At 73.1% G+C, this 25,890-nt stretch carries 23 protein-coding genes; 10 read left to right on the forward strand and 13 right to left on the reverse strand.

All coding sequences use genetic code 11. From position 1 onward, the window contains the following. Both RM844_RS12050 and RM844_RS12055 read left to right on the forward strand, forming a co-directional pair. Positions 1-654, forward strand: coding sequence for a hypothetical protein (locus tag RM844_RS12050; protein ID WP_311667080.1), 654 nt, complete (start codon positions 1-3; stop codon positions 652-654). A 19-nt stretch (positions 655-673) separates the two neighbouring features. Beyond that, positions 674-970, forward strand: coding sequence for a hypothetical protein (locus RM844_RS12055; protein WP_311667081.1), 297 nt, complete (start codon positions 674-676; stop codon positions 968-970). Positions 971-1,222: 252 nt separating this feature from the next. On the opposite strand, the gene RM844_RS12060 is transcribed toward RM844_RS12055, so the two are convergent. Continuing rightward, positions 1,223-2,203, reverse strand: coding sequence for a pirin family protein (locus tag RM844_RS12060; protein ID WP_311667082.1), 981 nt, complete (start codon positions 2,201-2,203; stop codon positions 1,223-1,225). A 107-nt stretch (positions 2,204-2,310) separates the two neighbouring features. Further along, positions 2,311-2,844, reverse strand: a complete 534-nt coding sequence (locus RM844_RS12065; RefSeq protein WP_311667083.1) for an SseB family protein — start codon at positions 2,842-2,844, stop codon at positions 2,311-2,313. A 113-nt stretch (positions 2,845-2,957) separates the two neighbouring features. On the opposite strand from RM844_RS12065, the gene RM844_RS12070 reads away from it, so the two are divergent. From RM844_RS12070 to RM844_RS12080, 3 genes are all read left to right on the forward strand, one after another. After that, a complete protein-coding gene (locus tag RM844_RS12070; protein ID WP_311667084.1) occupies positions 2,958-4,784 on the forward strand; it encodes an acyl-CoA dehydrogenase in 1,827 nt (608 codons plus the stop codon). Between the two features lie 130 nt (positions 4,785-4,914). Further along, positions 4,915-6,234: a M18 family aminopeptidase gene (locus RM844_RS12075; RefSeq protein WP_311667085.1), complete on the forward strand. Its 1,320-nt coding sequence runs from the start codon at positions 4,915-4,917 to the stop codon at positions 6,232-6,234. Between the two features lie 228 nt (positions 6,235-6,462). After that, a complete protein-coding gene (locus tag RM844_RS12080; protein ID WP_311667086.1) occupies positions 6,463-7,287 on the forward strand; it encodes a maleylpyruvate isomerase family mycothiol-dependent enzyme in 825 nt (274 codons plus the stop codon). A gap of 121 nt (positions 7,288-7,408) precedes the next feature. Here the strand turns inward: RM844_RS12080 and RM844_RS12085 are convergent, their stop codons facing one another. Continuing rightward, a complete protein-coding gene (locus RM844_RS12085) occupies positions 7,409-9,100 on the reverse strand; it encodes a protein kinase domain-containing protein (protein WP_311667087.1) in 1,692 nt (563 codons plus the stop codon). A 232-nt stretch (positions 9,101-9,332) separates the two neighbouring features. Between RM844_RS12085 and RM844_RS12090 the strand changes: the two genes are divergently transcribed. Together RM844_RS12090 and RM844_RS12095 are read left to right on the forward strand one after the other, a co-directional pair. After that, a complete protein-coding gene (locus RM844_RS12090) occupies positions 9,333-10,991 on the forward strand; it encodes a protein kinase domain-containing protein (protein ID WP_311667088.1) in 1,659 nt (552 codons plus the stop codon). Positions 10,992-10,999: 8 nt separating this feature from the next. Beyond that, complete coding sequence (locus RM844_RS12095) at positions 11,000-12,046, forward strand: phosphotransferase (RefSeq protein ID WP_394814489.1); 1,047 nt, start codon at positions 11,000-11,002, stop codon at positions 12,044-12,046. Positions 12,047-12,539: 493 nt separating this feature from the next. Here the strand turns inward: RM844_RS12095 and RM844_RS12100 are convergent, their stop codons facing one another. Then, the gene (locus RM844_RS12100; RefSeq protein ID WP_311667089.1) at positions 12,540-13,211 is read right to left on the reverse strand and encodes a response regulator transcription factor; all 672 of its coding nucleotides are present in this window, start codon (positions 13,209-13,211) and stop codon (positions 12,540-12,542) included. A gap of 343 nt (positions 13,212-13,554) precedes the next feature. On the opposite strand from RM844_RS12100, the gene pdhA reads away from it, so the two are divergent. Genes pdhA through RM844_RS12115 form a run of 3 tightly spaced genes read left to right on the forward strand, consistent with a single transcriptional unit; the run spans position 13,555 to position 17,382 of the window. After that, the gene (gene pdhA / locus RM844_RS12105) at positions 13,555-14,904 is read left to right on the forward strand and encodes a pyruvate dehydrogenase (acetyl-transferring) E1 component subunit alpha (RefSeq protein ID WP_311667090.1); all 1,350 of its coding nucleotides are present in this window, start codon (positions 13,555-13,557) and stop codon (positions 14,902-14,904) included. 1 nt (position 14,905) lies between these two features. Continuing rightward, positions 14,906-15,886 carry an alpha-ketoacid dehydrogenase subunit beta gene (locus tag RM844_RS12110; RefSeq protein ID WP_311667091.1) on the forward strand — a complete coding sequence of 327 codons (981 nt, stop codon included), beginning with the start codon at positions 14,906-14,908 and terminating at the stop codon, positions 15,884-15,886. 26 nt (positions 15,887-15,912) lie between these two features. After that, positions 15,913-17,382: a dihydrolipoamide acetyltransferase family protein gene (locus RM844_RS12115; protein WP_311667092.1), complete on the forward strand. Its 1,470-nt coding sequence runs from the start codon at positions 15,913-15,915 to the stop codon at positions 17,380-17,382. Positions 17,383-17,482: 100 nt separating this feature from the next. Here RM844_RS12115 and RM844_RS12120 read toward each other — a convergent pair whose 3' ends face one another. From RM844_RS12120 to RM844_RS12160, 9 genes are all read right to left on the reverse strand, one after another. Then, a complete protein-coding gene (locus RM844_RS12120) occupies positions 17,483-18,043 on the reverse strand; it encodes a bacterial proteasome activator family protein (protein WP_311667093.1) in 561 nt (186 codons plus the stop codon). 21 nt (positions 18,044-18,064) lie between these two features. After that, on the reverse strand, positions 18,065-20,920 hold the full coding sequence (locus tag RM844_RS12125; protein WP_311667094.1) for an FtsX-like permease family protein: 2,856 nt from the start codon (positions 20,918-20,920) through the stop codon (positions 18,065-18,067). Next, positions 20,920-21,687 carry an ABC transporter ATP-binding protein gene (locus RM844_RS12130; protein WP_311667095.1) on the reverse strand — a complete coding sequence of 256 codons (768 nt, stop codon included), beginning with the start codon at positions 21,685-21,687 and terminating at the stop codon, positions 20,920-20,922. The genes RM844_RS12125 and RM844_RS12130 overlap by 1 nt, the downstream gene beginning before the upstream one ends. Beyond that, the gene (locus RM844_RS12135; RefSeq protein WP_311667096.1) at positions 21,684-22,316 is read right to left on the reverse strand and encodes a PadR family transcriptional regulator; all 633 of its coding nucleotides are present in this window, start codon (positions 22,314-22,316) and stop codon (positions 21,684-21,686) included. The genes RM844_RS12130 and RM844_RS12135 overlap by 4 nt, the downstream gene beginning before the upstream one ends. 118 nt (positions 22,317-22,434) lie before the next feature. After that, positions 22,435-22,746: a hypothetical protein gene (locus RM844_RS12140; RefSeq protein ID WP_311667097.1), complete on the reverse strand. Its 312-nt coding sequence runs from the start codon at positions 22,744-22,746 to the stop codon at positions 22,435-22,437. Positions 22,747-22,898: 152 nt separating this feature from the next. After that, positions 22,899-23,909: an NAD(P)H-quinone oxidoreductase gene (locus RM844_RS12145; RefSeq protein WP_311667098.1), complete on the reverse strand. Its 1,011-nt coding sequence runs from the start codon at positions 23,907-23,909 to the stop codon at positions 22,899-22,901. Between the two features lie 55 nt (positions 23,910-23,964). After that, positions 23,965-24,237: a hypothetical protein gene (locus RM844_RS12150; protein WP_311667099.1), complete on the reverse strand. Its 273-nt coding sequence runs from the start codon at positions 24,235-24,237 to the stop codon at positions 23,965-23,967. Between the two features lie 407 nt (positions 24,238-24,644). Then, on the reverse strand, positions 24,645-24,956 hold the full coding sequence (locus RM844_RS12155) for a TFIIB-type zinc ribbon-containing protein (RefSeq protein ID WP_311667100.1): 312 nt from the start codon (positions 24,954-24,956) through the stop codon (positions 24,645-24,647). A 33-nt stretch (positions 24,957-24,989) separates the two neighbouring features. Further along, complete coding sequence (locus RM844_RS12160) at positions 24,990-25,832, reverse strand: phosphotransferase family protein (protein WP_311667101.1); 843 nt, start codon at positions 25,830-25,832, stop codon at positions 24,990-24,992. Positions 25,833-25,890: the final 58 nt, after the last annotated feature.

The following is a 25,890-nucleotide window of genomic DNA, read 5'->3' on the forward strand; positions in this document are numbered from 1 at the left end:
ATGCTCGTTCCCGAAGCCCGGACCTGGGGCCCTCGCCACCTCCCGGTGCCGTACGCGGCCTACTGGAGTGGTGAGGGGAGCTACGGGCGGCGGGTGATGATGCGCCCGGACGGGGCCGGTATCTGGTACCCGGACGAGACCCGGGCCGACCGGGACGCCTTCGGCGTGCTGTGGGCCCGGGTCGCCGACGAGCCCGGCCAGGGCCGTCCCGAGTTCTCCGCTCTCCACCCCGCCCGCCAACGGCGGGCGCAGGCCGAGCGGTTGTGCCAGGTCTGCGGCAAGGTGGCCAGCCACACCCGGGACGGCTGGCTGTTCCTGATGACCGGCGACGGCGAGGGCGACGCGGACGCGTGGGAGGGCTCGCTGAGCACCAAGCCCCCGATCTGCCTGCCCTGCGCCGCCCTCGCCGCCCGTTTCTGCCCGCACCTGTCCCACCCGCTCGGCGTGCGCGCCCGCCGCCCCAAGATCTGGGGCGCCTTCGGCACCCTCTTCGTCCCCACGCCGGACGCGCGGATTCGAGCCCACCCGGACGACCAGTACCTGCCCTACGGCCACCGCGCCAGCAGGTGGTTCCTCGCCTCCCAGCTGGTGGTCGAACTCAAGCGCTGCACGGTGGTCGATCTCGACGCGGAGCTCGCGGTCCTGGACGGATAGCCGGGATCAGGTGGTCTGCATGCCGGCCGGTGAAGCCCGGTGCACTTGCGTCACGAACGACCTCGGTCACTCAACTCTCGGAGGTCTCACGCGTCAGCCGCCCGCCTACGCCACCTTCGAGGATGCCTACCTCGACGTCCTCGACCACGTCTCGGGAGAATTCGAGTACCGCAACGCACCCCGGGGGAACAGCAGTCACGAATACCTGAGGCTGTCCTTCCACCTCACCGATCCACGGGGCCGGCGCATCGGCGCCGGCCCCGCAGTGCTCGCGCAGCTCGGCTGGCGGGCGCCGGTCGGAGAAGAACGGGGCTGATCTGAATGGGCGCGGCGGTACGCATTCGCAGACCACGTTCAACGGGCGGCCGGCCCTGCCCTGCGGGGGCGGGGATCGGCTCCTGGGCGTCGATCGCGGTGCCCAGGAGGTGGGGGAAGGCGGGCGGCGCCCAGGTCGTGGACGGTCACTTCGTAGCGCTGGGCGGCCTGGTCGGCGATGCCGCGGTCCAACCAGCCGATGACGGCGCCGGCCCGTTCAGGGCCCGTCCTGTCCCGCCTGCGACGTTCCCGACTAACTGTTGGGCCCCGAAGCGTTCATGCCGTGGACAGCCGGAACGGTGCCGAGGCGGCCCTTCTGGAAGTCGTCGAAAGCCTGCTGGAGCTCGTCGCGGGTGTTCATCACGAACGGGCCGTAGTGGGCCATCGGCTCGCGGATGGGCTGGCCGCCGAGGAGGACGACGTCCAGGTCCGGGGTGTGGGCGTCCTGCCGCTCGTCCGCGCGGACGGTCAGCGCGGCGCCGTCGCCGAAGACGGCGGTCTGGCCGGTGTGCACGGGGCGGCGGTCGGTGCCGACGGAGCCACGGCCGGCGAGGACGTAGGCGAGCGCGTTGAAGTCCTCCCGCCAGGGGAGCCGCAGCTCGGCGCCCGGGGCGAGGGTGGCGTGGATCAGGGTGATCGGCGTGTGGGTGGCGCCCGGCCCCTGGTGGCCGGCCAGCTCGCCGGCGATGACGCGTATGAGCGCGCCGCCGTCCGGGCTGGTGAGCAACGCGACGCTGCCGCTGCGCAGGTCCTGGTACTTGGGGGCCATCATCTTGTCCTTGGCCGGCAGGTTCACCCACAGCTGGATGCCGTGGAAGAGACCGCCGGACATCACCAGGGACTCCGGCGGGGCCTCGATGTGCAGCAGCCCGGCGCCGGCGGTCATCCACTGGGTGTCGCCGTTGGTGATGGTCCCGCCGCCGCCGTGGCTGTCCTGGTGGTCGAATATGCCGTCGATGATGTAGGTGACGGTCTCGAACCCGCGGTGCGGATGCCACGGGGTCCCCTTGGGCTCGCCAGGTTCGTATTCCACCTCGCCCATCTGGTCCATCATGATGAACGGGTCGAGGTTGCGGTAATGGATGCCTGCGAAGGCGCGGCGGACCGGGAAGCCCTCGCCCTCGTAGCCGGTCGGCGCCGTGGAGACGGCCCGCACGGGACGCGCAACGGCGTCCGGAGCCGGGGGGCTGACTCGGGGCAGGGTGAGCGGGTTCTCGACGGTGATCGCTGGCATGGTGGCCTCCTCGACGGATGACCCCACTTTAGTTGAACAATCAACCTTCGTCGAGTGGTCAGCCCCGAGGTCCAGCGCCCGCCCCGCCCGCGACGGGTCCGGCGGGCTCAGCCGTACAGTCGGCGCATCGTGTACTCGACCATCTCCTCCACCGACTTGGCGTCCAGGACCAGCCGGTGCTCGCCCTCCATGTCCAGCGCGAAGCCGTAGCCGGTCGGCAGCAGGTCCAGCACCTCGCCGCCGGTCACCGTGAAGTAGCGGGACTCCTTGCCGGCGTAGCGGCGCAGCTCCTTGAGCGAGGTGAAGAGCGGGATCACCGGCTGCTGGGTGTTGTGCAGCGCCAGGAAGCCCGGCGTCTCGCCGCGCGGGCAGTAGATCTTGGCGGCCAGGAAGGTGTCGTGGAACTCCTCACTGGACATCGCGCCCGAGGTGTAGGCGCGCAGCGCGTCGGCCAGCGTCGGGGGCGCGGGCGGCGCGGCCTGGGGCGCGGCGGGCGGCTGCTGCTGTTGCTGCTGCTCCGGGTAGTACTGCTGGCCCCCGTAGCCCTCGACGTAGCCCTCGGCGAAGCCCTCGCCGGCCGGCTGCCGCTGCGGGTCATAGGGCTGCTGCCCGGAGTAGCCGGACTGGTCGTAGCCGTACATGGCGAGAAGACTACTGACTCACCTTCGGCTGGTTTCCGCTTGCTTCTTATTACCAGTGGGTAGCATCATGGTGGCTACTTCCCGGTATCACCGCCAGCTACGGAGCCGTCGTCATGGGGCACTACAAGTCCAATCTCCGCGACATCGAGTTCAACCTCTTCGAGGTCCTGGGTCGGGACGCCGTCTATGGCAGCGGCCCGTTCGCCGAGACCGACAGCGACACCGCGAGGAGCGTGCTCGCCGAGATCGCCCGGCTCGCCGAGAACGAGCTGGCCGCCTCCTACGCCGAGGCGGACCGCAACCCGCCGGTCTTCGACCCGTCGACCAACACGGCGCCGGTGCCCGAGACCTTCCGGCGCAGCTACCGCGCCTACATGGACGCCGAGTGGTGGCGGATGAGCATCGGCGAGGAGCTGGGCGGGCTGACCGCCCCCCGCTCGCTGATCTGGGCCGCCGGGGAGAACGTCCTCGGCTCCAACCCGGCGATCTGGATGTACGCCTCCGGCCCCAGCTTCGGCCGCATCGTCTACGACGAGGGCACGGAGGAGCAGCGCAGGATCGCCCAGCTGATGGTGGACCGCGAGTGGTCGTCCACGATGGTGCTGACCGAGCCGGACGCCGGCTCCGACGTGGGCGCCGGCCGCACCAGGGCGACCCGCCAGGAGGACGGCAGCTGGCACATCGAGGGCGTCAAGCGCTTCATCACCTCGGGCGAGCACGACCTCACGGAGAACATCATTCACCTGGTGCTGGCCCGCCCCGAGGGCCACGGCCCGGGCACCAAGGGTCTCTCCCTCTTCGTGGTCCCCAAGTACGACTTCGACTGGGAGACCGGCGAGCTGGGCGAGCGGAACGGCGTCTACGCGACCAACGTCGAGCACAAGATGGGCCTGAAGGTCTCCAACACCTGCGAGCTGACCTTCGGCGCCAACCACCCGGCCAAGGGGTGGCTGCTCGGCGAGAAGCACGACGGCATCCGGCAGATGTTCAAGGTCATCGAGATGGCCCGGATGATGGTCGGCACCAAGGCCATCGCCACCCTCTCCACCGGCTACCTCAACGCCCTGGAGTACGCGAAGGAGCGGGTGCAGGGCGCCGACCTGACCCAGTTCACCGACAAGACCGCGCCCCGGGTCACCATCACCCACCACCCGGACGTGCGGCGCTCGCTGATGACGCAGAAGGCCTACGCCGAGGGCATGCGCTCGCTGGTCCTCTACACCGCGGCGGTGCAGGACGACATCCTGGTCAAGGAGGCCGCGGGCGAGGACGCCAGCGCCGAGCTGGCGCTGAACGACCTGCTGCTGCCCATCGTCAAGGGCTACGGCTCGGAGCGCTCCTACCAGCAGCTGGCCGAGTCGCTGCAGACCCTGGGCGGCTCCGGGTACCTCCAGGAGTACCCGATCGAGCAGTACCTGCGGGACGCCAAGATCGACACCCTCTACGAGGGCACCACGGCGATCCAGGGGCAGGACTTCTTCTTCCGGAAGATCGTCCGCAACCAGGGGCAGGCGCTCAGCGGCCTGGCCGAGGAGATCAAGAAGTTCCTCGCCGAGGAGCCGGGCGGCGTCGAGCTGGCCGCGGCCAGGGAGCAGCTGGGCCGCGCGGCCGGTGAGCTGGAGGGCCTGGTCGGCGTGCTGCTGACCGAGCTGGCGGCGACCGAGAAGGACGTCCGCTCGCTCTACAAGGTCGGCCTCAACAGCACCCAGCTGCTGCTCTCCTCCGGCGACGTGGTGGTGGGCTACCTGCTGCTGCGCGGCGCCGCGGTGGCGGCGGCCAAGCTGCCGGCCGCGGCCGCCAAGGACATCCCCTTCTACCAGGGCAAGATCGCCGCCGCCCGGCACTTCGCGGCCACCGTGCTGCCCACGGTGGCGGTGGCCCGCTCGATCGCCGAGGGCACCGACCTCTCCCTGATGGAGCTGGACGAGGCGGCCTTCTGACCGCCGCCTCCGGCCCCGTTCGACCGGGCCGCCCCGCCCCCGGCCGCCGCGATCAACGGTGGTGGGGGCGGGGCGGCGCCGTTTCCGGGCGGCCGGGCCGGCCGGCCTCGGCGTTCGTATGCTGAGAGGCATGAGCGCTCCCTTTGACCGGGCACACACCGACGAGCTGATGAGTTTCCTGGGCAGCTCGCCCTCGCCCTACCACGCCGTGGCCAACACCGCCCAGCGACTGGAGAAGGCCGGCTTCCGGCAGGTCGAGGAGTCCGCTCCGTTCGACGAAGCGGCGGGCGGCCGCTACCTGGTGCGCGGCGGGGCGTTGATCGCCTGGTACGTGCCGGAGGGCGCGGTGCCGGCCACCCCGTTCCGGGTGGTGGGGGCGCACACCGACTCACCGAACCTGCGGATCAAGCCCGTGCCGGACACCGGCGCGCTCGGCTGGAAGCAGCTCGCCGTGGAGATCTACGGCGGCACCCTGCTCAACACCTGGCTGGACCGCGACCTCGGCCTCTCCGGCCGGCTGGCGCTGCGCGACGGGCGGCAGCCGCTGGTCCGGGTGGACCGGCCGCTGTTGCGCGTCCCGCAGCTGGCCGTGCACCTGGACCGGCAGGTCAACGAGGGCCTCAAGCTGGACCGGCAGCGCCACATGATGCCGCTGTGGGGCCTCGGGCAGCCCAGGGAGGGCGAGTTGATCGAGTTCCTCGCCGAGGAGGCCGGAGTGGCCGCCCGCGAGGTGCTGGGCTTCGACCTGATGGCGCACAGCGTGGAGCCGCCGGCCTATCTCGGCCGGGACGAGGAGCTGTTGGCCGCCCCGCGGCTGGACAACCTGCTCTCGGTGCACGCCGGGGCGGCCGCGCTGACCGCGGTCGTCGGCCGGCCGCTCGGCCACATCCCGGTGCTCGCCGCCTTCGACCACGAGGAGACCGGCAGCCAGTCCGACACCGGCGCCGAAAGCCCGCTGCTCGGGCGGGTGTTGGAGCGCTCGGTGCACGCCAGGGGCGGCACCCTGGAGGACCACGCCCGGGCCCTGGCCGCGTCCTTCTGTCTCTCCTCCGACACCGGGCACGCCGTGCACCCCAACTACCCGGAGCGGCACGACCCGGGCCACCACCCGGTCGCCGGCGGCGGCCCGATCCTCAAGGTCAACGTCAACCAGCGCTACGCCACCGACGGCGCGGGCCGGGCGGTCTTCGCCGCGGCGTGCGAGCGGGCCGGGGTGCCCTGGCAGTCCTTCGTCTCCAACAACGCGATGCCCTGCGGCACCACCATCGGCCCGATCACCGCGGCCCGGCACGGCATCGCCACCGTGGACGTGGGCGTGCCCATCCTCTCCATGCACTCGGCACGCGAACTCTGCGCGGCCAACGACCCGTTCCTGCTGGCCAACGCCATGACCGCGTTCTTCGACGAGGGCAGGGACGGTGCCCCGACCGGGAGTTCGTGGCAGGCCTGACGACGGCCTGTGGCCGTTTGGTGAAACCCGGGGACCAGAGTGGGACACACGGGGGCGGGCGGCGGCGCACTGCACGGCGTCGCCGCCCGACCCCGCCAAGGCCCCCGTCACTGGCTCGGGGTGGCTCGCGCACCCTAGGATCGTGCCCTAGAAGCATTCACCGGCTATGCCCGCGCAGCGTAACGTGTGAACACACCCAGCCAGCGACGAACCGCCACGAGGGGTCCTGTGACCGTGCATCCGAGCCTGCAACCGTCTGTCGATGCCTGGACCCAGTCCATCGAATCGATATCCGAGCTGGTGTCGTCGCTGGTTGACGGTGAGTGGAACCGTCCAACAGAGCGCGTGGGCTGGTCGGTTCGGGATCTGGTCTCCCATGTGATCGGCGGCGAGTGCGAGGCCCTCGGCGATCCCCGCCCCATACACAGCCTGCCCCGGGACCTCTACCACGTCGTCGACGAGACGAGCAGGTACCACGAGGTGCAGGTGGACGTACGACGCCACCACACCGGCCCGGAGATGACCAGCGAGCTGGAGTACACCATCATCCGCCGCTCCCGCCATTTGCGGAACGAGCGCCGGACCGCGTCCGACACCGTCTCCCACCCGCTGTACGGCAAGCTCCCGCTGGGCGAGTACCTCCAACTGCGGGTCGCCGACGTCTGGGTGCACGAGCAGGACCTGCGGCGGGCGTTGCGCCAGCCGACCACCCCCGACACCCCGGGCGCGCTGGTCGCGCGGGACGTACTGTTGCGGCGACTGCCGCAGGTGGTCGCCGAGCAGGCCAAGGCGCCGGCGAAGTCGGCCGTGGTCTTCGATGTCAGCGGCCCGGTGGAGTTCCTGCGCACGGTCCGGGTGGACGAACAGGGCAACGGCTCGGTGGACAGCAGCCCTTCGCTGGGTCCGCTGGTCACCTTCACGCTGGAGTGGGAGATCTTCACCCGGGTGGTGACCGGCCGCCTGCGCGGGCGGCGCATCGCGGACCAGGTCCGGATCGAGGGTGAACAGGACCTGGCCGAGCGCATTCTGGCCGGCCTGGCCACCCCGTGGTGAGCCAACACCCCGGAACCAACGGACAGCGCGGGCGTTTCACGTGAAACGCCCGCGCTGTGCCGTTCAGTTGTCGATCGCCCGAGCCGTCATGGCCGGGCGGCCCCGGTTCAGTTGAGGGGCTTCAGTTGAGGGGCTCCTGCCCGGTGGAGACGATCAACTCGATGTAGAGGTCGTCGTCCTCGGGGTCGTAGGGGTCGTGCGCGCCCGGGTTCTGCCCCACCACCATGCCCTCGCCCTTGAGCACCTCGTCCTTGTAGGTGAGGTCCTCCTCGTAGGCCCAACCGGCGGCGCGCAGGCACTCCTTGACCGAGTCGATGTGGACGTCGTAGAAGTCCGGCATCGACACGGCACCCTCGTGGTCGTCCTGGTCCCAGTACGGGCTGGCGTTGACGCACTTGTTGGGGTCGATCGTCTTCTCCGGGTCGCCCTCCTGGTAGCGACGCTCCCGGGCCGTCGGTTCCGGCTCCTCGTCCCCGCCCCCGTTGCCGCCCGGCACCTCGATCTCGGTGCCCTGGGTGGTGTCGCCGTCGGCCTCCGGCTGCTCGTCGCCGCCGCCGCCGTTGTTGGCGATCACCACGATGGCCACCGCGGCCACCAGCACGATCGCCGCCACCGCGGCGACCAGCACCAGCCACTGGTTGCCGCCCTTGCCGGAGCCGCCCCCGGCGCCGCCGCCCGCCGGCGTCGGGCTGCTCGGCGGGTACCCCGGGCCACCCACCCCGGGCTGGCCCATCGCCGGGGTCGCCGGGTTGGGGTAGCCGTAGCCACCGCCGGCGGCCGGCGCGTAGGGCGACGGCTGGCCGGCCGGCGTCACCGGGGTGTGCTGGGCCGGCGCCGGGGTGCCGAACTGCGGGAAGACCGCCTGCGAGACCGCGGCCCCGCTGTTGGTCGGCGACTGCGCCGCCGGGTTGATCTGCGGCGCGGCATGCGTCAGCGTGCCGCCCACCTGGAGGCAGGCGGTGCGGAACGCCTCGGCGGAGGGGAACCGCTCGTTGGGGTTCTTCCGCAGCGCCTGGGCCACGATGGCGTCCAGCGCCGGCGTCACCGAGGCGTTGATCGAGGAGGGCGTCGGCGGCTCCTCCTGCACATGCGCGTAGGCGATGGCCAGCGGCGAGTCCGCGTCGAACGGCAGCCGGCCGGTGAGGAGTTCGAAGAGCAGCACGCCCACCGAGTAGAGGTCGGACCTGGCGTCGACCCCCCGGCCCAGCGCCTGCTCGGGAGAGAGGTACTGCGGGGTGCCGACCACCATGCCGGTCTGGGTCATCGCCGTGACCCCCGACTGCATGGCCCGGGCGATACCGAAGTCCATGACCTTGATCACGCCGCGCCGCGTGATCATCACGTTCCCCGGCTTGATGTCCCGGTGCACCAGCCCCATCTCGTGGCTGATGTCCAGCGCCGCCAGCACGTCGGCGGTGACCCGCAGCGCCTTGTCCGCCGGCATCGCGCCGAACTGCGCGATGTCCCCCTCCAACTCCTCCCGGAGCGGCCGGCCCTCGACGTACTCCATCACGATGTACGGCACCTGGGCGCCGTCGATCTGGTCCTCACCGGTGTCGAAGACCGAGACGATGTTGGTGTGCGCCAGCTTGGCGACCGCCTGCGCCTCGCGCTTGAAGCGCTCCCGGAACGCGTCCTCGCGCCCCAGCTCGGAGTGCATGGTCTTGATGGCGACCTGCCGGTCGAGCACCGTGTCGTAGGCGAGGTGGACGGAGGCCATACCCCCGGTGCCCAACTGGTGCCGCAGCTGATAGCGTCCGCCGCCGACCGAACGGCCCTGGTAGTCGGCAGGCCGCTGCGCGTGGTCACTCATCCGACTGATCCCCCTAGGGCGGCGTCGCTGTTGATCAGCACCACCCCGTCGCTTGGGCGTGCCACACCGCGCATCATACGAACGCTGGCTACTCCGTCCCCAGTCTGCCCCAGGGCCCCGGCACGTCAAGCTCGTTGTCCGTACCGTGACCGGCGGCGATGGGCTCAACTTGTCAGCGCCACCCAGAAACGGGTTTGATGGCCGGGCTACACCGCGACTACGGCGAGGACTGATGGCACAGGTGCGAGGCGCTGCGGGTCCCGGCGACGAAGGGCCCGAAGGCCCCGGCGACGAGGTGCCCGACGCGCCCGAGCTGTGGGGCAACAACGGCATGGTCGGCGACGGCCGCTACCGGCTCACCCACCGTCTCGGCCAGGGTGGTATGGCGGAGGTCTTCGGCGCCGAGGACGTGCGGCTGGGCCGCATCGTCGCCGTCAAGCTGCTCCGCGCCGACCTCGCCCAGGACCCGGTCTCCAAGGCCCGCTTCACCCGCGAGGCACAGTCGGTGGCCGGCCTCAACCACCACGCGGTGGTCGCCGTCTTCGACTCCGGCGAGGAGCAGGTCGGGCGGAACGTCGTCCCCTATATCGTGATGGAGCTGGTCACCGGCCACACCATCCGGGAACTGCTGGTCGACTCCGAGAACCCGCCGCCCCCCGAGCAGGCCCTGGCCATCGTCTCCGGAGTGCTGGAAGCGCTCGCCTACAGCCACCAGCACGGCATCGTGCACCGCGACATCAAGCCGGCGAACGTGATCATCACCGAGACCGGCAGCGTCAAGGTCATGGACTTCGGCATCGCCCGGGCCCTGCACGGCGCCAACCAGACCATGACCCAGACCGGCATGGTCATGGGCACCCCCCAGTACCTCTCGCCCGAGCAGGCGCTCGGCAAGGCCGTCGACACCCGCTCCGACCTCTACGCCGTCGGCTGCCTCCTCTACGAACTGCTCGCCCAGCGCCCGCCGTTCGTCGGTGAGACCCCGCTGGCCGTGGTCTACCAGCACGTGCAGGACCAGCCTCGGCTGGCCTCCGAGGTCAACCCGGCCGCCCCGCCCGAGCTGGACGGGCTGGTGATGCGCTCGCTCGCCAAGGAGCCGGACGACCGGTTCCAGACCGCCGAGGAGATGCGCGGCCTCGTCCAGTACGCCGCCCGGATGCTGGCCGAGCACGGCGGCCACACCGGCGGCCTGTGGAACACCGGCTCGGTCACCGCCGTCAACACCCCGCCGATGGGCACCGCCCAGCAGCCCGCGGCCGGCCACCGCGGCGGCGCCCCCACCCCGGCCACCGGTCAGCTCACCGCCCCGCTGCTACTGGGCGACCCGCGCGGCGAGGGCGACGACGAGCCGCCCAGGCGCGGCTCCACCCGCGCCAAGATGCTGCTCTTCGCACTCCTCGCGGTGGTCGCCATCGGCACCGGCGTGCTGGTCGCCGCCAACCGGGACTCCGGCGGGGACGAGGAGCGGGACCCCAACGAGATCGTGGAGACGACGCCCGACGAGCCGGACGAGCCCGAGGAGGAGCCGGCGGAGACCGACGAGCCGGCCGAGCCCGACGAGCCAACCGGCGACGGCGACGACTACTACCAGCCCGGCCCCGGCGACATCCAGGAGACCGACGAGGAGCCGGACCCGACCGACCCGGAGCCGACCGAGCCCCTCGACCCGACCACCCCGGACGAGCCCACCGACCCGGAGACCCAGCCGGACCCCCCGGAGGAGACCGACGACGGCAGCACCGACGACGGCACCAGCACCGGCCCCTCCGGCCCCGGCGGCGATGACGACGACGGCACTCCGGGCGACCCGGGCGATCCGGGCGAGACGACCGCCCCGCCGATCGGTGGGCCGGACTCGAGCGGCCTTGAGGGCACCAGCACCGTTCCCTGAGCCGAGCCGTGACCGTCCCCCGCACCACCAGGCCCGCCCTCCCCCGGCACACCCTCACCGAACTCCTGGGCCACTACCGCGCCGGTGAGCCCCTCAGCTGTGAGCCGCTCAGCGAGGGCCTGCTCAACCACGGCTACCGGCTGGCCACCACCAGGGGCCGGTACTTCCTCAAACACCACCTCGACGGTGATCCCGAGGCGATAGCCCCGCTGGTCCGGCAGCACCGGGCGACGGCGGCGCTGGCCCAACTCGGCCTGCCGGTGGCGCCCCCGCTGGCGGACCGGCACGGGCGGACCGTCGCCGTACACCGGGGCCGCTGCTACGCGCTGCACCCCTGGGTGGAGGGACAGCACCGGGACGGCACGCAGCTGAGCACGGCCGAGAGCCACCGGCTCGGCGCCCTGCTCGGACGGGTGCACGGCGCCCTGGAGCAGGTGATAAGGCGTTCCCCCCGGCCACTGCCGAGCGAACGGGCCGCCGCCACCCCCGCCGAGACCCAGGCCGTGATCGACCAGTTACTGGCCCACGTCCGGGCCAGGGCCCGCCGCACCGGCTTCGACGAACTGGCCGAGCACCGGCTGCTGGAGCGGCGGGCCCTGCTGCGCACCCACGCCCACCTGCGTCCTGGCCCCGCCGAGGTGCCCACCGAGGGCTGGGTGCACGGCGACTTCCACCCGCTGAACCTGCTCTACCGGACGGAGGGGCCGGTGGAGCCGGTCGCCATCGTCGACTGGGACCGGCTGGGCGTCCAGCCGCGTGCCGAGGAGGCGGTCCGGGCCGCCTGCATCTTCTACCTCCGGCCTGACGGCGGCCTGGCGCTGGGCAAGATCCGCGCCTACGCCACGGCCTACCGGGCGGCGTCCGGCGCCTCACCCGACGAGCTGGCGGCGGCCGTGCACCGGGTGTGGTGGGAGCGGCTCAACGACTTCTGGATGCTGCGCTGGCACTACGAGTTGGCGGACGGCCGGGCGGATCCGCAGTTCGCGGCGGCCTCGGCGCTGGTCGTCTGGTGGACGCGGCGTGCGGCGGCGGTGCGCGACGCGTTCTGTGACTGACGGGGGCGGGCCCCCCGCCCGGCTCCGCCGGGCCCGGGTCCCCGCCCAACCCCGCTTCCCCCCACCGAGGGCGGGCCCCACCCCACCGGGGGCCAGCCCTCCCGGCTCCACCGGGCCGGTTCTCCCGGCTCCACCGGGGCGGTTGTTCCGGCCACGGCCGGGGTAACCCCGGCTACGCCGGAGGTCGGTCCGGCTCCGCCGGCAGATGCGGCTGACGGCCGGGGTGCTCGGCTTCGCCAGGAAGTTTCCCGCTCCGCCGGGGCGGGTGTTCTGGCCACGGGCCGGGGTAACCCCGGCTCCGCCGGGAAGCGCGGCCACGGGCCGGAGTAGCCCCGGCTCCGCCGGAGGTCGGTCCGGCCGCCGGCCGGGGTGCCCGGCTTCGCCGGAGAGTGGCGGCTACCGGTCGCCGTTGCCCGGCCGTGACGGGGCGGGTGCCGGCTCCGCCGGGGGCTGAGGTCCGGGGTGGTGCCCCGGCTTTGCCGGGGACGTGGGGTCAGCGGCGTTGTTGTTCTTGGAGGCGGGCCACGTAGGCGGCGGCCTGGGAGCGGCGTTCCATGTTGAGCTTGGCCAGCAGGGTGGAAACGTAGTTCTTGATGGTTTTTTCGGCCAGATGCAGCTCCTGGCCGATGGCCCGGTTGGTCAGGCCGTCGCCGATCAGTTCCAGGATGCGTCGCTCCTGGTCGGTCAGCTGTTCCAGGCGTTCGTCGCCGGCGCCGCGTTCGCCGCCACGCAGCCGTTCCAGGACGCGCTGGGTGGCGTCCGGGTCCAGCAGGGACTTGCCGGCCGCCACGTCTCGGACGGCGGAGAGCAGCTCCGTCCCCCGAATGGCCTTGAGGACGTAGCCGGAGGCGCCGGCCATGATCGCGTCGAAAAGTGCCTCGTCATCGGCGTAGGAGGTGAGCATCAGGCAGCGCACCGAGTCGTCGCGGGAGCGGATCTCCCGGCACACCTCCACCCCGCTGCCGTCGGGGAGCCGCACGTCGAGCACGGCGACCCGGGGGTGGGTGGCGGGGATGCGGTCCAGGGCCTCCGCGGCCGTGCCGGCCTCGCCGACCACCTCGATGTCGGGCTCCATCGCCAACAGCTCGTGCACGCCGCGGCGCACGACCTCGTGGTCGTCCAGGAGAAACACGGTGATCGCACCGTCTTCTACGTTTTCGGGCACCTTGTCAGTTTTCCACACGAGGGGCCCGCACGCCTTCCCGGGAAGCGGAGGCGCGGGTTAACGTGCGAGTTACCCGATGACTTGTAAGGCTCGGACCAGCACTTTTCGGAGATCCCATCCGACTACTTGGATATCCAGGTAAATGCGCAGGTCAGGGCTGGTTTCACGGCTTGTGGACCCGCTCGGTACCGTGCTCTCATAGGGCGGACGAACGGGACAGGGAAGCGGGAAAGGGAATCGTTCGATCCCCGTCCGCCGCACCCACCCCGTGCGCCGTACGGATCGGGCGAACCGCACTGGCCGCCCGGCGGACCCCGGGGGCCGGACCGACGGAGGAACACGAGTGACCGTGGAGAGCACGTCGCGCGACGCCTCGCGCAGCACCACCACGAAGAAGTCCACCGCGCGCGGAAAAGCGCCAGCGAAACAGGCCCCCACCCGCAAGGCCGCCCCGCGCGAGACGTCCAGCCAGGCACCGGCGACGCCCCCGGTCGCCGAGCCGGCCCCGGCCGGCAAGCCCACTGCCAAACGGGCTCCAGCCAAGAAGACCACCGCCAGGAAGACCACCGCGAGGAAGTCCGCCGCCAAACGAGCCCCCGCCCAGAAGGCCGCGGCCGACGGCGCGCCGGAGATGGTGCAGCTGCTCACCCCCGAGGGCGAGCGGGTGGAGCACCCGGACTACCCGTTGACCATCAGCCACGAGGAACTCCGTGGCCTCTACCGCGACATGGTGCTCAGCCGCCGGTTCGACGCGGAGGCGACCGCGCTCCAGCGGCAGGGTGAACTCGGCCTGTGGCCCTCGCTGTTGGGCCAGGAGGCGGCGCAGATCGGCTCCGGGCGGGCGCTGCGGGACACCGACTACGTCTTCCCCACCTACCGCGAGCACGGCGTCGCCTGGTGCCGTGGGGTGGACCCGACGCAGCTGCTCGGCATGTTCCGGGGCGTCAACCACGGCGGCTGGGACCCGAACAGCAACAACTTCCACCTCTACACCATCGTCATCGGCTCGCAGACGCTGCACGCCGCCGGCTACGCGATGGGCGTGGCCAAGGACGGCGCCGACGTCGCGGTGATGGCGTACTTCGGGGACGGCGCCTCCAGCCAGGGCGACGTGGCGGAGGCGTTCACCTTCGCCGCCGTCTACAACGCGCCCGTGGTGTTCTTCTGCCAGAACAACCAGTGGGCCATCTCGGAACCCACCGAACGCCAGACCAGGGTGCCGCTCTACCAGCGGGCCCAGGGCTTCGGCTTCCCCGGGCTACGGGTGGACGGCAACGACGTGCTGGCGGTGCTGGCCACCACGCGGGCGGCGGCCGAGCAGGTCCGCAGCGGCCAGGGGCCGACGCTGATCGAGGCGTTCACCTACCGGATGGGCGCGCACACCACGTCGGACGACCCGACGCGCTACCGCCGGCAGGAGGAGCTGGAGTCCTGGGAGGCGAAGGACCCGATCCTGCGGCTGCGCCGGCACCTGGACCTGGAGGGCGCGGCCGACGCGGCGTTCCACGCCGAACTGGAGGCGGAGAGCGACGTGTTGGCCAAGCGGGTGCGGGAAGCGATCCGCACCATGCCGGACCCGGACCCGATGGCGATGTTCGATCACGTCTACGCGGACGGGCACACCCTGGTGGACGAGGAGCGGGCGGAGTTCGCCGGCTACCTCGCCTCCTTCGCCGACCACGAGGGGAACTGACATGACCGCGGAGAAGATGTCGTTCTCGAAGGCGCTCAACGCGGCTCTGCGCGCCTCCCTGGAGTCCGACCCGAAGACGCTGGTGATGGGGGAGGACGTCGGCAAGCTCGGCGGGGTCTTCCGGATCACCGACGGGCTGCAGAAGGACTTCGGCGAGGAGCGGGTGGTGGACACCCCGTTGGCCGAGTCCGGCATCATCGGCACCGCCATCGGGCTGGCGCTGCGCGGCTACCGGCCGATCGCCGAGATCCAGTTCGACGGGTTCGTCTTCCCGGCGTACGACCAGATCGTCACCCAGCTGGCGAAGATGCACGCCAGGTCGCTGGGCAAGGTCAAGCTGCCGGTGGTCATCCGCATCCCCTACGGCGGCGGCATCGGCGCCGTCGAGCACCACAGCGAGTCGCCGGAGGCGCTGTTCGCGCACGTCGCCGGGCTCAAGTGCGTCTCCCCCTCCACCCCGTCCGACGGGTACTGGATGCTGCGGCAGGCGATCGAGTGCGACGATCCGGTGATCTTCTTCGAGCCGAAGGCCAGGTACTGGGAGAAGGGCGAGGTGGACCCGGAGGGCATCCCGGACGCGCTGCACACCGCCCGGGTGGCGCGGCGGGGCACGGACCTGACCGTGGTGGCCTACGGCCCGACGGTGCGCACCGCGCTGCAGGCCGCGACGGCCGCCGCCGAGGAGGGCAAGTCCCTTGAGGTGGTGGACCTCAGGTCGATCTCCCCGATCGACTTCGACACGGTCCAGCGTTCGGTGGAGCGGACCGGCCGGCTGGTGGTGGTGCACGAGGCCCCGGTCTTCCAGGGCATGGGCGCCGAGCTGGCCGCGCGGATCACCGAGCGCTGCTTCTACCATCTGGAGGCCCCGGTGTTGCGGGTCGGCGGGTTCCACGCGCCGTACCCGCCCGCCCGGCTGGAGGACGAGTACCTGCCAGGGCTCGACCGGCTGTTGGACAGCGTCGATCGCGCCTTGGCGTACTGAGGGAGAGGCTGAGGAGAGTCGTGACGATGGCTGCGGCAACACAGCGCTACCGCGAGTTCAGAATGCCGGACGTGGGCGAGGGGCTCACCGAGGCGGAGATCCTGAAGTGGCTGGTCCAGCCGGGGGATCCGGTGACGGACGGCCAGGTCGTGGTGGAGGTGGAGACCGCCAAGGCGGCGGTCGAGCTTCCCATTCCCTATGACGGCCGGGTGGGCGAGATCCTCTTCCCCGAGGGGACCACGGTCGAGGTGGGCACCCCGATCATCACCGTGGACACCGGCGAGGGGCCGGCGGAGCCGGCGCCGGGCGAGCCGGCGGCGTCGGCCGAGCCCACCGAGCCCGCGGCGCCGGCCGAGCCGGCCGAGTCCGCCGCCGAGGGCGGCGCGGCGCGGGAGCCGGTGCTGGTGGGCTACGGCGTCGCCGCGTCCAGCGGGCGCCGGCGGCCCCGGAAGGCGGCCGCGCCGGCCGAGCCGACGGAGCCGGCCGCCGCGCCCGCCACCGCGCAGGTGCCGGCGCCGGCCGAGCCGGCCCCGGCTCGGGCCAACGGCACGGCCGCGCCCGGCCGTTCCGGCGTGCTGGCCAAGCCGCCGGTGCGGAAGCTGGCCAAGGACCTCGGCGTGGAGCTGGCCTCCGTGGTGCCCACCGGCCCCGGCGGCGTGATCACCCGGGACGACGTGCACGCCGCCGTCGCCCCCCGGAAGCCGGCACCGGCGCCGGCCGTCGAGGCGGGCGAGCCGGGCGAGGCGGGGCCGACGGCCACGGCGCCGGAGGTCGAGCCGCAGTCGCTGGCCGCGATCCGGGAACGCCGGGTGCCGGTCCGCGGGGTGCGGAAGGCCACCGCGCAGGCCATGGTGGACAGTGCCTTCACCGCGCCGCACGTGACGGAGTTCGTCACCGTCGACGTCACCCGCACCGTCCGGCTGGTGGAGAAGCTCAAGTCGGACCCGGACCTGGCGGGGCTGCGGGTCAACCCGCTGCTGCTGGTGGCCAGGGCGCTGCTGGTGGCGCTCAGGCGGAACCCGGAGGCGAACGCCGCCTGGGACGAGGAGCGGCAGGAAATCGTCTACAAGGACTACGTCAACCTGGGCATCGCCGCGGCCACCCCCCGGGGTCTGCTGGTGCCCAACATCAAGGACGCCGGCGCCAAGACGCTGCCCGAACTCTCCCGGGCCTTGGGCGAGTTGATCAACACGGCGCGGGAGGGCCGGACCAGCCCGGCCGAGATGCGCGGCGGCACCGTCACCATCACCAACATCGGGGTCTTCGGCATCGACACCGGCACACCGATCCTCAACCCGGGCGAGTCCGCGATCCTCGCCTTCGGCGCGATCAAGGACCAGCCCTGGGTCCACAAGGGCAAGGTCAAGCCGCGCAAGGTGACCACCCTGGCGCTCTCCTTCGACCACCGGCTGATCGACGGCGAGCTGGGCTCCCGGCTGCTCGCCGACATCGCCACCATCCTGGAGCACCCCAAGAAGCTGATCACCTGGACCTGACCACACGTGGCGCGGTGGCCACGACCACCGCGACACGGCGACGGGCCCCGGAGCGAGGGATCGCTCCGGGGCCCGCGTGCGTAGCGGTGGCGGCCAGCGGTCAGAGGTAGGGGCCCGAGCGGGCGCCCCCCTGGTGCGGGTCCTCCTGACCGAGGTCGTCCGGGCCGAGCGCGCCGGGCGGCAGGGCCCGCCGCATCTGCTCCAACTGCGCCCTGGCCGCCATCTGTTGGGCGAAGAGCGCGGTCTGGATGCCGTGGAAGAGGCCCTCCAGCCAGCCGACCAGCTGCGCCTGGGCGATCCGCAGCTCGGCCTCCGTCGGCACCCCGTCGTCGGTGAACGGCAGCGAGAGCCGCTCCAACTCGGCCACCAGCTCCGGGGCGAGCCCCTCCTCCAGCTCCTTCACCGAGCTGGCGTGGATCTCCTTCAGCCGCACCCGGCTGGCCTCGTCCAGCGGTGCCGCCTTCACCTCCTCCAGCAGCTGCTTGATCATGCTGCCGATGCGCATGACCTTCGCCGGCTGCTCCACCATCTCCGTGAGCGGCGTCTCGGACTGGCCCTCGTCACCGTCCCGGCCGGCGGGGCCGCTCAGCGCCATTCCGTCCGGGCCGACGACCAGGACCTGGGCGTTCTCCTGCGCTGGTTCGTTCCTCGGCTGAGTCATACCTCCATCATGCAACGAGCCTCACCCCGCCCGCCGCGCCAGGGGCACCCGGGAGCGGGTCAGCAGGGTCGCCAGCAGCCAGGCGACCAGCGGCACCACGATCAGCAGCTGGGCGAACGTGGCCCACGGCAGCTCGATGAACAACTCGGGCCGTGGGGTGCTGATCTCGCCCGCGTCCCACAGCGGCTGCCACCAGTCCAGGCTGGACCGGTGCTCGGTCAGCCGCAGGCCCAGCGCCGGCACCAGGCCGGAGACCGCCCCCAGCAGCACCCCCATGAAGGCGATCAGCCCGCACTGGAGCCCGGCGAGGGTGCGCCGCATCCGCGGGGTGGCGCCCACGGCGGAGAGCGTCGCCAGGTCCGCCTCGGCGTCGGCCTGGGCCAGCCCGGTGGCGATGCCGGCCGCGCCGATGGTGACCACCAGGGCCACCGCGGCCAGGATCAGCAGCGCCAGCGAGTTCCGCTCCTCGAAGCCCTCCTCGGCGTAGAACGACAGCGTCCCGCCGAGCCGCTCCATCTCGGCGTCCACCGCCTGCTGCACGGCGCCACTCGGCGGCTCGTCCATCCGGTAGAGGCTGCCCGAGTCGGCCAGTGCCAGGCCGAGGCCCTCGGCGGCCTCCGGGCTGAGCAGCACCGCCGGCATCGGCAGGTCCGAGGTCAGCACCCGGCCGGGCACGGTGAGCTCGCGCGCCGGTGGGCTGAGCGGAATCTCCGCGTCGTTGAACTCGGCGATCGGGCTGGTGAACAGCCCCAGCGTGAGCAGGCCGTCCGCGTCGAGGTAGTCCGGGTGCGCCACCAGGGCCTCGCCGTCGGCGAGGGCCTCCCGGGCCGCCGGGTCGGTGACGCCCATCGCGGCCAGCGTCGCCGGCTCGACCACCAGCACGTCGTTGGTCCAGTTGTCCATCCAGTAGAAGCCGGTGCAGGGCGGCCCGGCCAGCGCCTCCCGGCGCTCCTCGACGGTCAGCCCCGCGCCCTCCGCCGTGTAGGCGGGGCAGTCCAGGCCGGTGGCCGGGAACGGCACCACCTGGCCGCAGAAGCTCTCCGTCTCGCCGCCCGCGTCCGGGATCTCGAACTCCCGGCACTCGCCTGGGGCCGGCAGCGGCACCGCCAGGTCGAACCGCTCGGCGCCCTGCAGCTCGCGGGTCACCGTCGACCTGGCCTGCTCCACCTGGTCACCGACCGACACGTCGTACGCGGTCAGCACGGCGGTGTTCGCCGGCAGCCGCGCCTCGTAGCCCGCGCGCTGCTGGGCGTTGTCGCTGACCAGCACGGTGGCCACCGCGACGGCGCCGGCGACGGCGGCCAGCACGGCGGCGACGGCCGGCGCGGTGCGGCCCCGGTTGCGGGCCGCGTCGCGCAGCGCCATCCGGGCGGTCAGCGGCAGCCAGCGGGCCAGCCGACCGAACGCGCCGACCAGCGCCGGGGTCAGCGCCACCAGGCCCAGCTCGGCGATCACCGCGCCGGCGGCCACCGCCACCGTGTTGGCCATCAGCAGCCCGCCGAGCAGCGCCAGCGAGGTGCCCAGCACCAGTGCGCTCGCGCCGACCAGCGGCAGCACCCGGCTGCCGCGACGCACCCCGCGCCGGCCGGTCAGCGAGGCGAGCACGCTGGACCTGGCCGCGTTGAACGCCGGGATCACGGCGGCGAGCAGGCCGATCAGCACGGCCAGCGCCGCGATCGCGGCCAGCTCCAGCGGGCGGACCTCCCAGGCGCCGAACCGCTGTCCCAGCTGCCCCTCCAGCCAGGGCTTGGTCAACAGCACCAGCAGCACGCCGCCCACCAGCCCGACCACGGCGGCGACGGCGCCCAGCACCACGCCGCTGGCCAGCATGATGGCCCGCAGGTGCCGCCGGTCGCCGCCGTTCGCGCCGACCAGGCCCAGCTGCCGCCTGGACCGGCGGGCGCTGACCGCGAAGGCCGGCCCGGCCAGCAGGCAGATCTCCAGGACGATCAGCGAGACGGCCACCACGGCGACCGCCACCACGGCCTCGTCGACGCCGCCGCCCCACTCGAGGTCGCGCGCCTCCGGCGCCAGCTCGCTCGCGGCCGGCGGGTCGGCCAGCACCGCGCGGGAGAGGACCACGAAGCCGTGTTCGTTGGCCGCCCGCACGGCCGCCCAGTCGATGTCCGTGCCGTCCGGCGCGCTGACCAGCAGCTGGGCGTACTGGTAGGAGCTCTCCAGCAGCACGCTGTCGGGCAGCACGACCAGCTGGTTGCTGTCGAGGGCGAGCGGGATCTCGTACTCGCCGACGATGGTGAGGGGGGTGCCCTCGTCCACCGGCTCGCCCCAGTCGTTGACCGTCAGCTCGTCGCCGACGGCCAGGCCGCTCTCGTCGAGGAACGCGCTGGTGACGGCCGTCTCCCCGGCGGCCTCCGGGTAGCGACCGTCGAGCAGCGTCCGCATGCCCTCGGTGATCGGCGCGTCCGCCTCGGTCTCCACGAGCTCGATGTCGGCGACCCCGTGTGCGGTGCTGGCCCGCAGGTAGTCGGAGCGCTGGTAGACGACGGTGCTGCCGCTCGGCAGCACCGGCGCGGCCAGCTCGACCAGCTCATCCGAGGTCTCCCAGGTGACCGCTTCGTCGGTGGCGGTCTCCCCGTCGACGGACTCGTCCCCGTCCTCCAGGAACGTCCAGTCGCCCTTGCCGTTCTGCGCCACCGGGGAACTGTCGACCCACTCGAAGCTGGCGTCGGACTGGCCCAGGTCCCGTTCGAGCTGCTCCTCGGCGCTGACGGTGCCGCTGCGCAGCGCCAGGTCGGCGGCGGTCGCGCCGAGGATCGGCAGCGCGATCATCGCCACCACCAGCGCGCTGCGGCCCTTCGCGCGCCGCGCGTCGCGGCGGGCGATCCGCAGCGCCAGCCGCCAGGTGCTCCCCGCCATCAGACGCCCTCGCCGGTCAGCAGGGACTCGGCGGCGCTGGCCGACGTCTCGTCCACCACGGTGCCGTCGCGCAGGAAGACGACCCGGTCCGCCCAGGCGGCGAAGCGGGTCTCGTGGGTCACCATCACCACGGCGGCGCCCTGGTCGGCGCGGCGGCGCAGCAGCGCCAGCACCGCGTCGCTGGTCTCGGTGTCCAGCGCGCCGGTCGGCTCGTCGGCGAGCAGCAGCCGGCGGTCGCCGACCAGCGCGCGGGCGATGGCGACACGCTGCTGCTGGCCGCCGGAGATCTCGTCGGGGAACCGCTCGGCCACCTCGGCCAGGCCCATCTCCTCCAACGCGGCCAGCGCCTCCCGGCGCGCGACCCGCGGCTTCGCGCCGTCCAGCTCGCGGGGGAGCGCGATGTTCTCGGCGGCGGTGAGCGCCGGTATCAGGTTGTAGTCCTGGAAGACGTAGCCGACGGAGGTCCGCCGGAGTTTGGCCAGCCGGGCCCTGGTGAGCTGGCCGAGGTCCTGGCCCTCGACCAGGACCTGCCCCTCGGTGGCCGTGTCCAGCCCGCCGGCCAGGGTGAGCAGGGTGGACTTCCCGGAGCCCGAGGGCCCCATCACGGCCACGAACTGCCCGGTCCGCACGGTCAGGTCAACCCCGCGCAGGGCGGCCACCGCGGCCGGCCCGGTGCCGTGTGTCCTGGTCAGGCGGCGCAGTTCCAGTACCGCGCCCCGGTCTTCCGCGGCCTGTCCGGCCCGGACTTGTTGTGCCCGCGTGCTCACGCGTCGGCCCCCCGTCGGGTGGTGGTTACGTTGGTCGTTGGCTCGGTGGTCTCCGGCGGGTCCGGAGGGGGTGGCGGCTGCCGCCAGTCGTCGCGGGTGGCGGCCAGCCGCACCAGCCGTGACTCGCAGTGGTCCAGCCACCGGATCTCGGCCTCGGCGGAGAAGATCAGCTGTTCCAGCACCAGCAGCCAGGCGATCTCGTCGGGCGTCGGGCGTTCGATGGCGAGCGCGTCGGCCTTCAGCCGGGTGTAGTCCCGCATGGCGCCCAGGGTGTGCCGGCGCTGCCGCTGGATCACCGCCGACATGTCGACGCCCGGCGTGCCGACGGCCATCGCCAGCTTGATGGCCAGCTCGTCCCTGGCCGGCTGGGTGCGGTCGACGGGGCTGTCGAACCACTCGCCGAGCGACCGGCGGCCGGCCTCGGTGATCGCGTACAGCTGTTGCTTGGCGTCGCCGCCGCCCTCGGGCCTGATCAGCCCGTCCCGCTCCAGGCGGCCCAGCGTGGTGTACACCTGCCCGATGTTCAGCGGCCAGGTGGTGCCGGTGCGGGACTCGAACTCCGCACGCAGTTGGGAGCCGTAGCGCGGCCCCTGGTCCAAGAGGGCCAGCAGCCCGAAACGGATCGACATACCGAGTATGTATACCCGGTATGCAGGGCTACGGCAAAACCCCGGCCCCCGTGCGGACACGGGGAACGGGGTTGCGTGGCACCGGACTTCGGCGGGTGTCAGCCCTGACGGACGGGCGTCAGCTCTGTCGGAGGTGGTAGCCGACCAGCCCGATACCCAGGCCGAGGCAGGTCAGCCCGGCCCCCAGCGGCAACACCTCGGTGGGCCCCGCGGTCGGGGCGGCGGCCACCCGCCCGCCCGAGTCACCGCCCCAGCGGGTGCGCGGCTGGTCGAGGATGCGCCAGCTGGCGGCATCCGCCCCGGCCCCGCGCCGCTCGGCGAACCCGTCCGCCGCTTCCCGGTCGTTCGCCTCCGCCGACCCGGCCGCGAGCGCGGTGAGGACGGTCAGCAACACCGTCCCGGTCAGCACGATTCCCACCCACAGCCTCACGAGTCCCGACCCTCCGCGGTCCGCCATCCGGTGATGCCATCAGCTTGACATATAGGAGTTAATCGGGCATCTCGGGCGGAGCCGTGTCGAGCGGCGCGGACGGGCGGTGGGCGGCGGGCCGGGGTCGGACCAGCCGGACGGGCGGCGGGGGTTCAGGCGCCGGGCGCCGGGGCCAGCAGGTCCCCCGCCGCGCCGGGCGGGGTCAGCAGCACCTTCCCCACGTGGCCGCTGGCCTCCAGCACCCGGTGCGCCTGGGCCGCCTCCGGCAGCGGCAACAGCCGGTCGACCACCGGCCGCAGCCGCCCGTCGGCCAGCAGCGGCCAGACGTGCTCCCGCACCTCGGCCACCAGCGCGGCCTTCTCGGCCGGCGGCCGGGCGCGCAGCGAGGTGGCCGAAATGGTGCCCCGCTTGGCGAGCAGCGCCCGCAGGTCCAGCTCGGCCTTCACCCCGCCCTGGAAACCGATCACGGCCAGCCGGCCGCCGGGCGCCAACGCGGCGATGTTCCGCGCCAGATAGCGCGCGCCCACGATGTCCAGGATCACGTCGGCGCCGCCGACCCGGCGCAACTCCTCGACGAAGTCGTCCCGTTGGTAGTCGATCAGCAGCTCGGCCCCCAACTCCCGGCAGCGCGCCAGCTTCTCCGCGCTGCCCGCGGTCACCGCCACCCGGGCCCCGAACGCCCGGGCCAGCTGGATCGCCGCGGTGCCGATGCCGCTGGCCCCGCCGTGCACCAGCAGCGTCTCGCCGGCCCGCAGGCCGGCCGTCTGGAAGACGTTGGACCAGACCGTGCAGAGCACCTCGGGCAGCGCGCCGGCCGCCACCAGACCCACCGCGGCCGGCACCGGGAGCAGCTGCCCGGCCGGCACGTTGACCAGCTCGGCGTAGCCGCCGCCGGCGAGCAGGGCGCACACCTCGTCGCCCACCCGCCAGTCGGTCACGCCGGGGCCGAGGGCGACGATCCGGCCGGCGCACTCAAGACCCGGGTAGGGCGAGGCACCGGGCGGCGGGTCGTAGAAGCCCTGCCGTTGCAGCACGTCGGCCCGGTTGACGCCGCTGGCGACGACCTCGACCAACACCTCGCCCGGCCCCGCCACGGGGTCCGGCACCTCGGCCCAGACCAACGCCTCGGGGCCGCCCGGCTCGGGAATCGTGATAGCGCGCATGGCCGCGACGCTACCGCCTGGCGGCGGCCGGCCGGCCGCCGCGGTCCGGCGGGGGTCAGCCCTGCGGTTGGACCGGCAGGTCCAGCCGGTGCTGCTCCTCGTAGACCATGTGCACCAGCTCGGCGATGCACTGCCCGCAGGCGTACAGGTCACCGTCCGCCCGGGGGGCGCGGATCGGGCCGATCCACAGCACGCTGATGTTCTCCCGCCGGCAGTAGAGCCAACACCGCCCGGTGACCCACTCGTTGCCGCCGGTGCCCCGGTGCGGCACCGGCCAGCCGCTGACCCCGGAGAAGCTGATGCCGCCGAGGGAGACCCGCGCCCTCACGCCGCCCCCACCAGCCCACGCCGAGGGCAGCGCGACCCCGCGCTCCGAACGCTCCCTGCCATCCTCACTCCAAGTCGGTGTGCCTCTTAACCTTCCGTACTCACACCATCACCCACCGGAAGGCCCACTTGTGCCGAGTCGCGAATTTTCACCGGTTCGGAGCCCATCGCCCCGCACACCCGTACGGGAACGGCGCCCGGGTCGGCCTCGTGCGGAGGCCGACCCGGGCGCCGGCGAAAAGAGGGACCCGGGGCGGGGCGGCGTAGCGGCCGGGACCGGCGCCGAACGGTGCGGCTCAGCGCGGACCGGCTCGGCCCCGGCCGAGACCGGCCCAGGGTCAGCGCGGATCAGCCCGGGTCAGCCCGGGTCAGTGCGGATCAGCCTGGGTCAGCGCGGATCAGCCCGGGTCAGGAGGAGAAGAACAGGCCGGAGAGGCCGCCCTTGCGGCGGTGGCCGTAGTGCCCGCCGTGGTGACCGCCGTGGTGGCCACCGTGCTGGGGAGCGCCCCAGCCGGGCCCGGGCGGCGGCTGCTGCTGGTAGCCCGGCTGCGGGCCGGGCGGCGGCGGACCCGGCTGGGACCACTGGCCCTCCAGCTTGGTGATGTGCTCCAGCTCGCCGTAGTCGAGGAAAATCCCCCGGCAGCCGGAGCACTGCTCGATCTGAACGCCGCTACGGGTGAACGTGTGCATCGGCGCACCACACTTGGGACACTGCATCATCGGCTCCAGGGTCGATCTGCTGTCCCCAACACCCTACGGCAGGCCGGCGATCCGGCCACAGGCATCCACCAACGCCACGCCGGCCTCCGAGAGTTGACGGGCCTCCAGCTGAGCCCGCGCCACCTCCTGGGCGGCGCTCTGCACGGTCAGCGCCCGGGCCGGGCCCTCCAGCCACGGCCACGGGTCGCCGGCCGCACCGGCGGCGTCGGGCTCGACCAACCGGTAGCCGGCCAGCAGCTGTTGCCAGTCCTCGGGCGGCAACAGGCCGGCGGCGTACCAGGCCGCCGGCCTGGCCAGGTCCCAGGCCGGGTCGCCGACCCCGAGGTCGTCGATGTCGATCAGCCGCCAGCCGGCCGGCGGGCCGGCCGCCCTCACCAGCTGCCCCAGGTGGAAGTCCCCGTGGCACAGGGCCGGTTGCCGGCCGGGCGGCGGGAGGGGACGCCGGTGCGCCCGCAGCACCAGCCGCCGGGCAGCCCCCAGCCGGGGCTCCGGCGGGAGCCCGCGCAGCCGCCGCACGGCCCGCGCCAGCCGCTGCCGGCCGCCGGCGGCCGGCAGCGGCCCGGGCAGCTCGGCCAGCGGCGCCGCGTGCAACCGGGCCAGCAACGCCCCGGCCGCCGCCCAGGGATAGCGCTCCGGCACGGCCTGGTCGACGGGCTCGCCGTAGGGCCAGCGGGTCACCAACCGGCCCTCCCGCACGGCCGGTTCGGCCAGTGGGGGCAGCAACACCCCGCCCAGGCCCGGCCAGCGCGCCACCTGGACCCGCACCCGCAGCGCCGCCGGGTCGGTGTCCGCGCGGTGCGTCTTCACCACCTCGGGGCCGTGCCGCGCCACCCGCCCCCGCTCGCCCGCGCCCGGCGCGGCGGCCTCGACCGTCACGGCGTCCCTCCCCCGGTCCCGTCCCGTGGTCGCCGCCGAGGACCCGGCGTCGCCCACC

This window comes from Streptomyces chisholmiae (assembly GCF_031845445.1).
Taxonomy (GTDB): Bacteria; Actinomycetota; Actinomycetes; order Streptomycetales; family Streptomycetaceae; genus Streptomyces; species Streptomyces chisholmiae.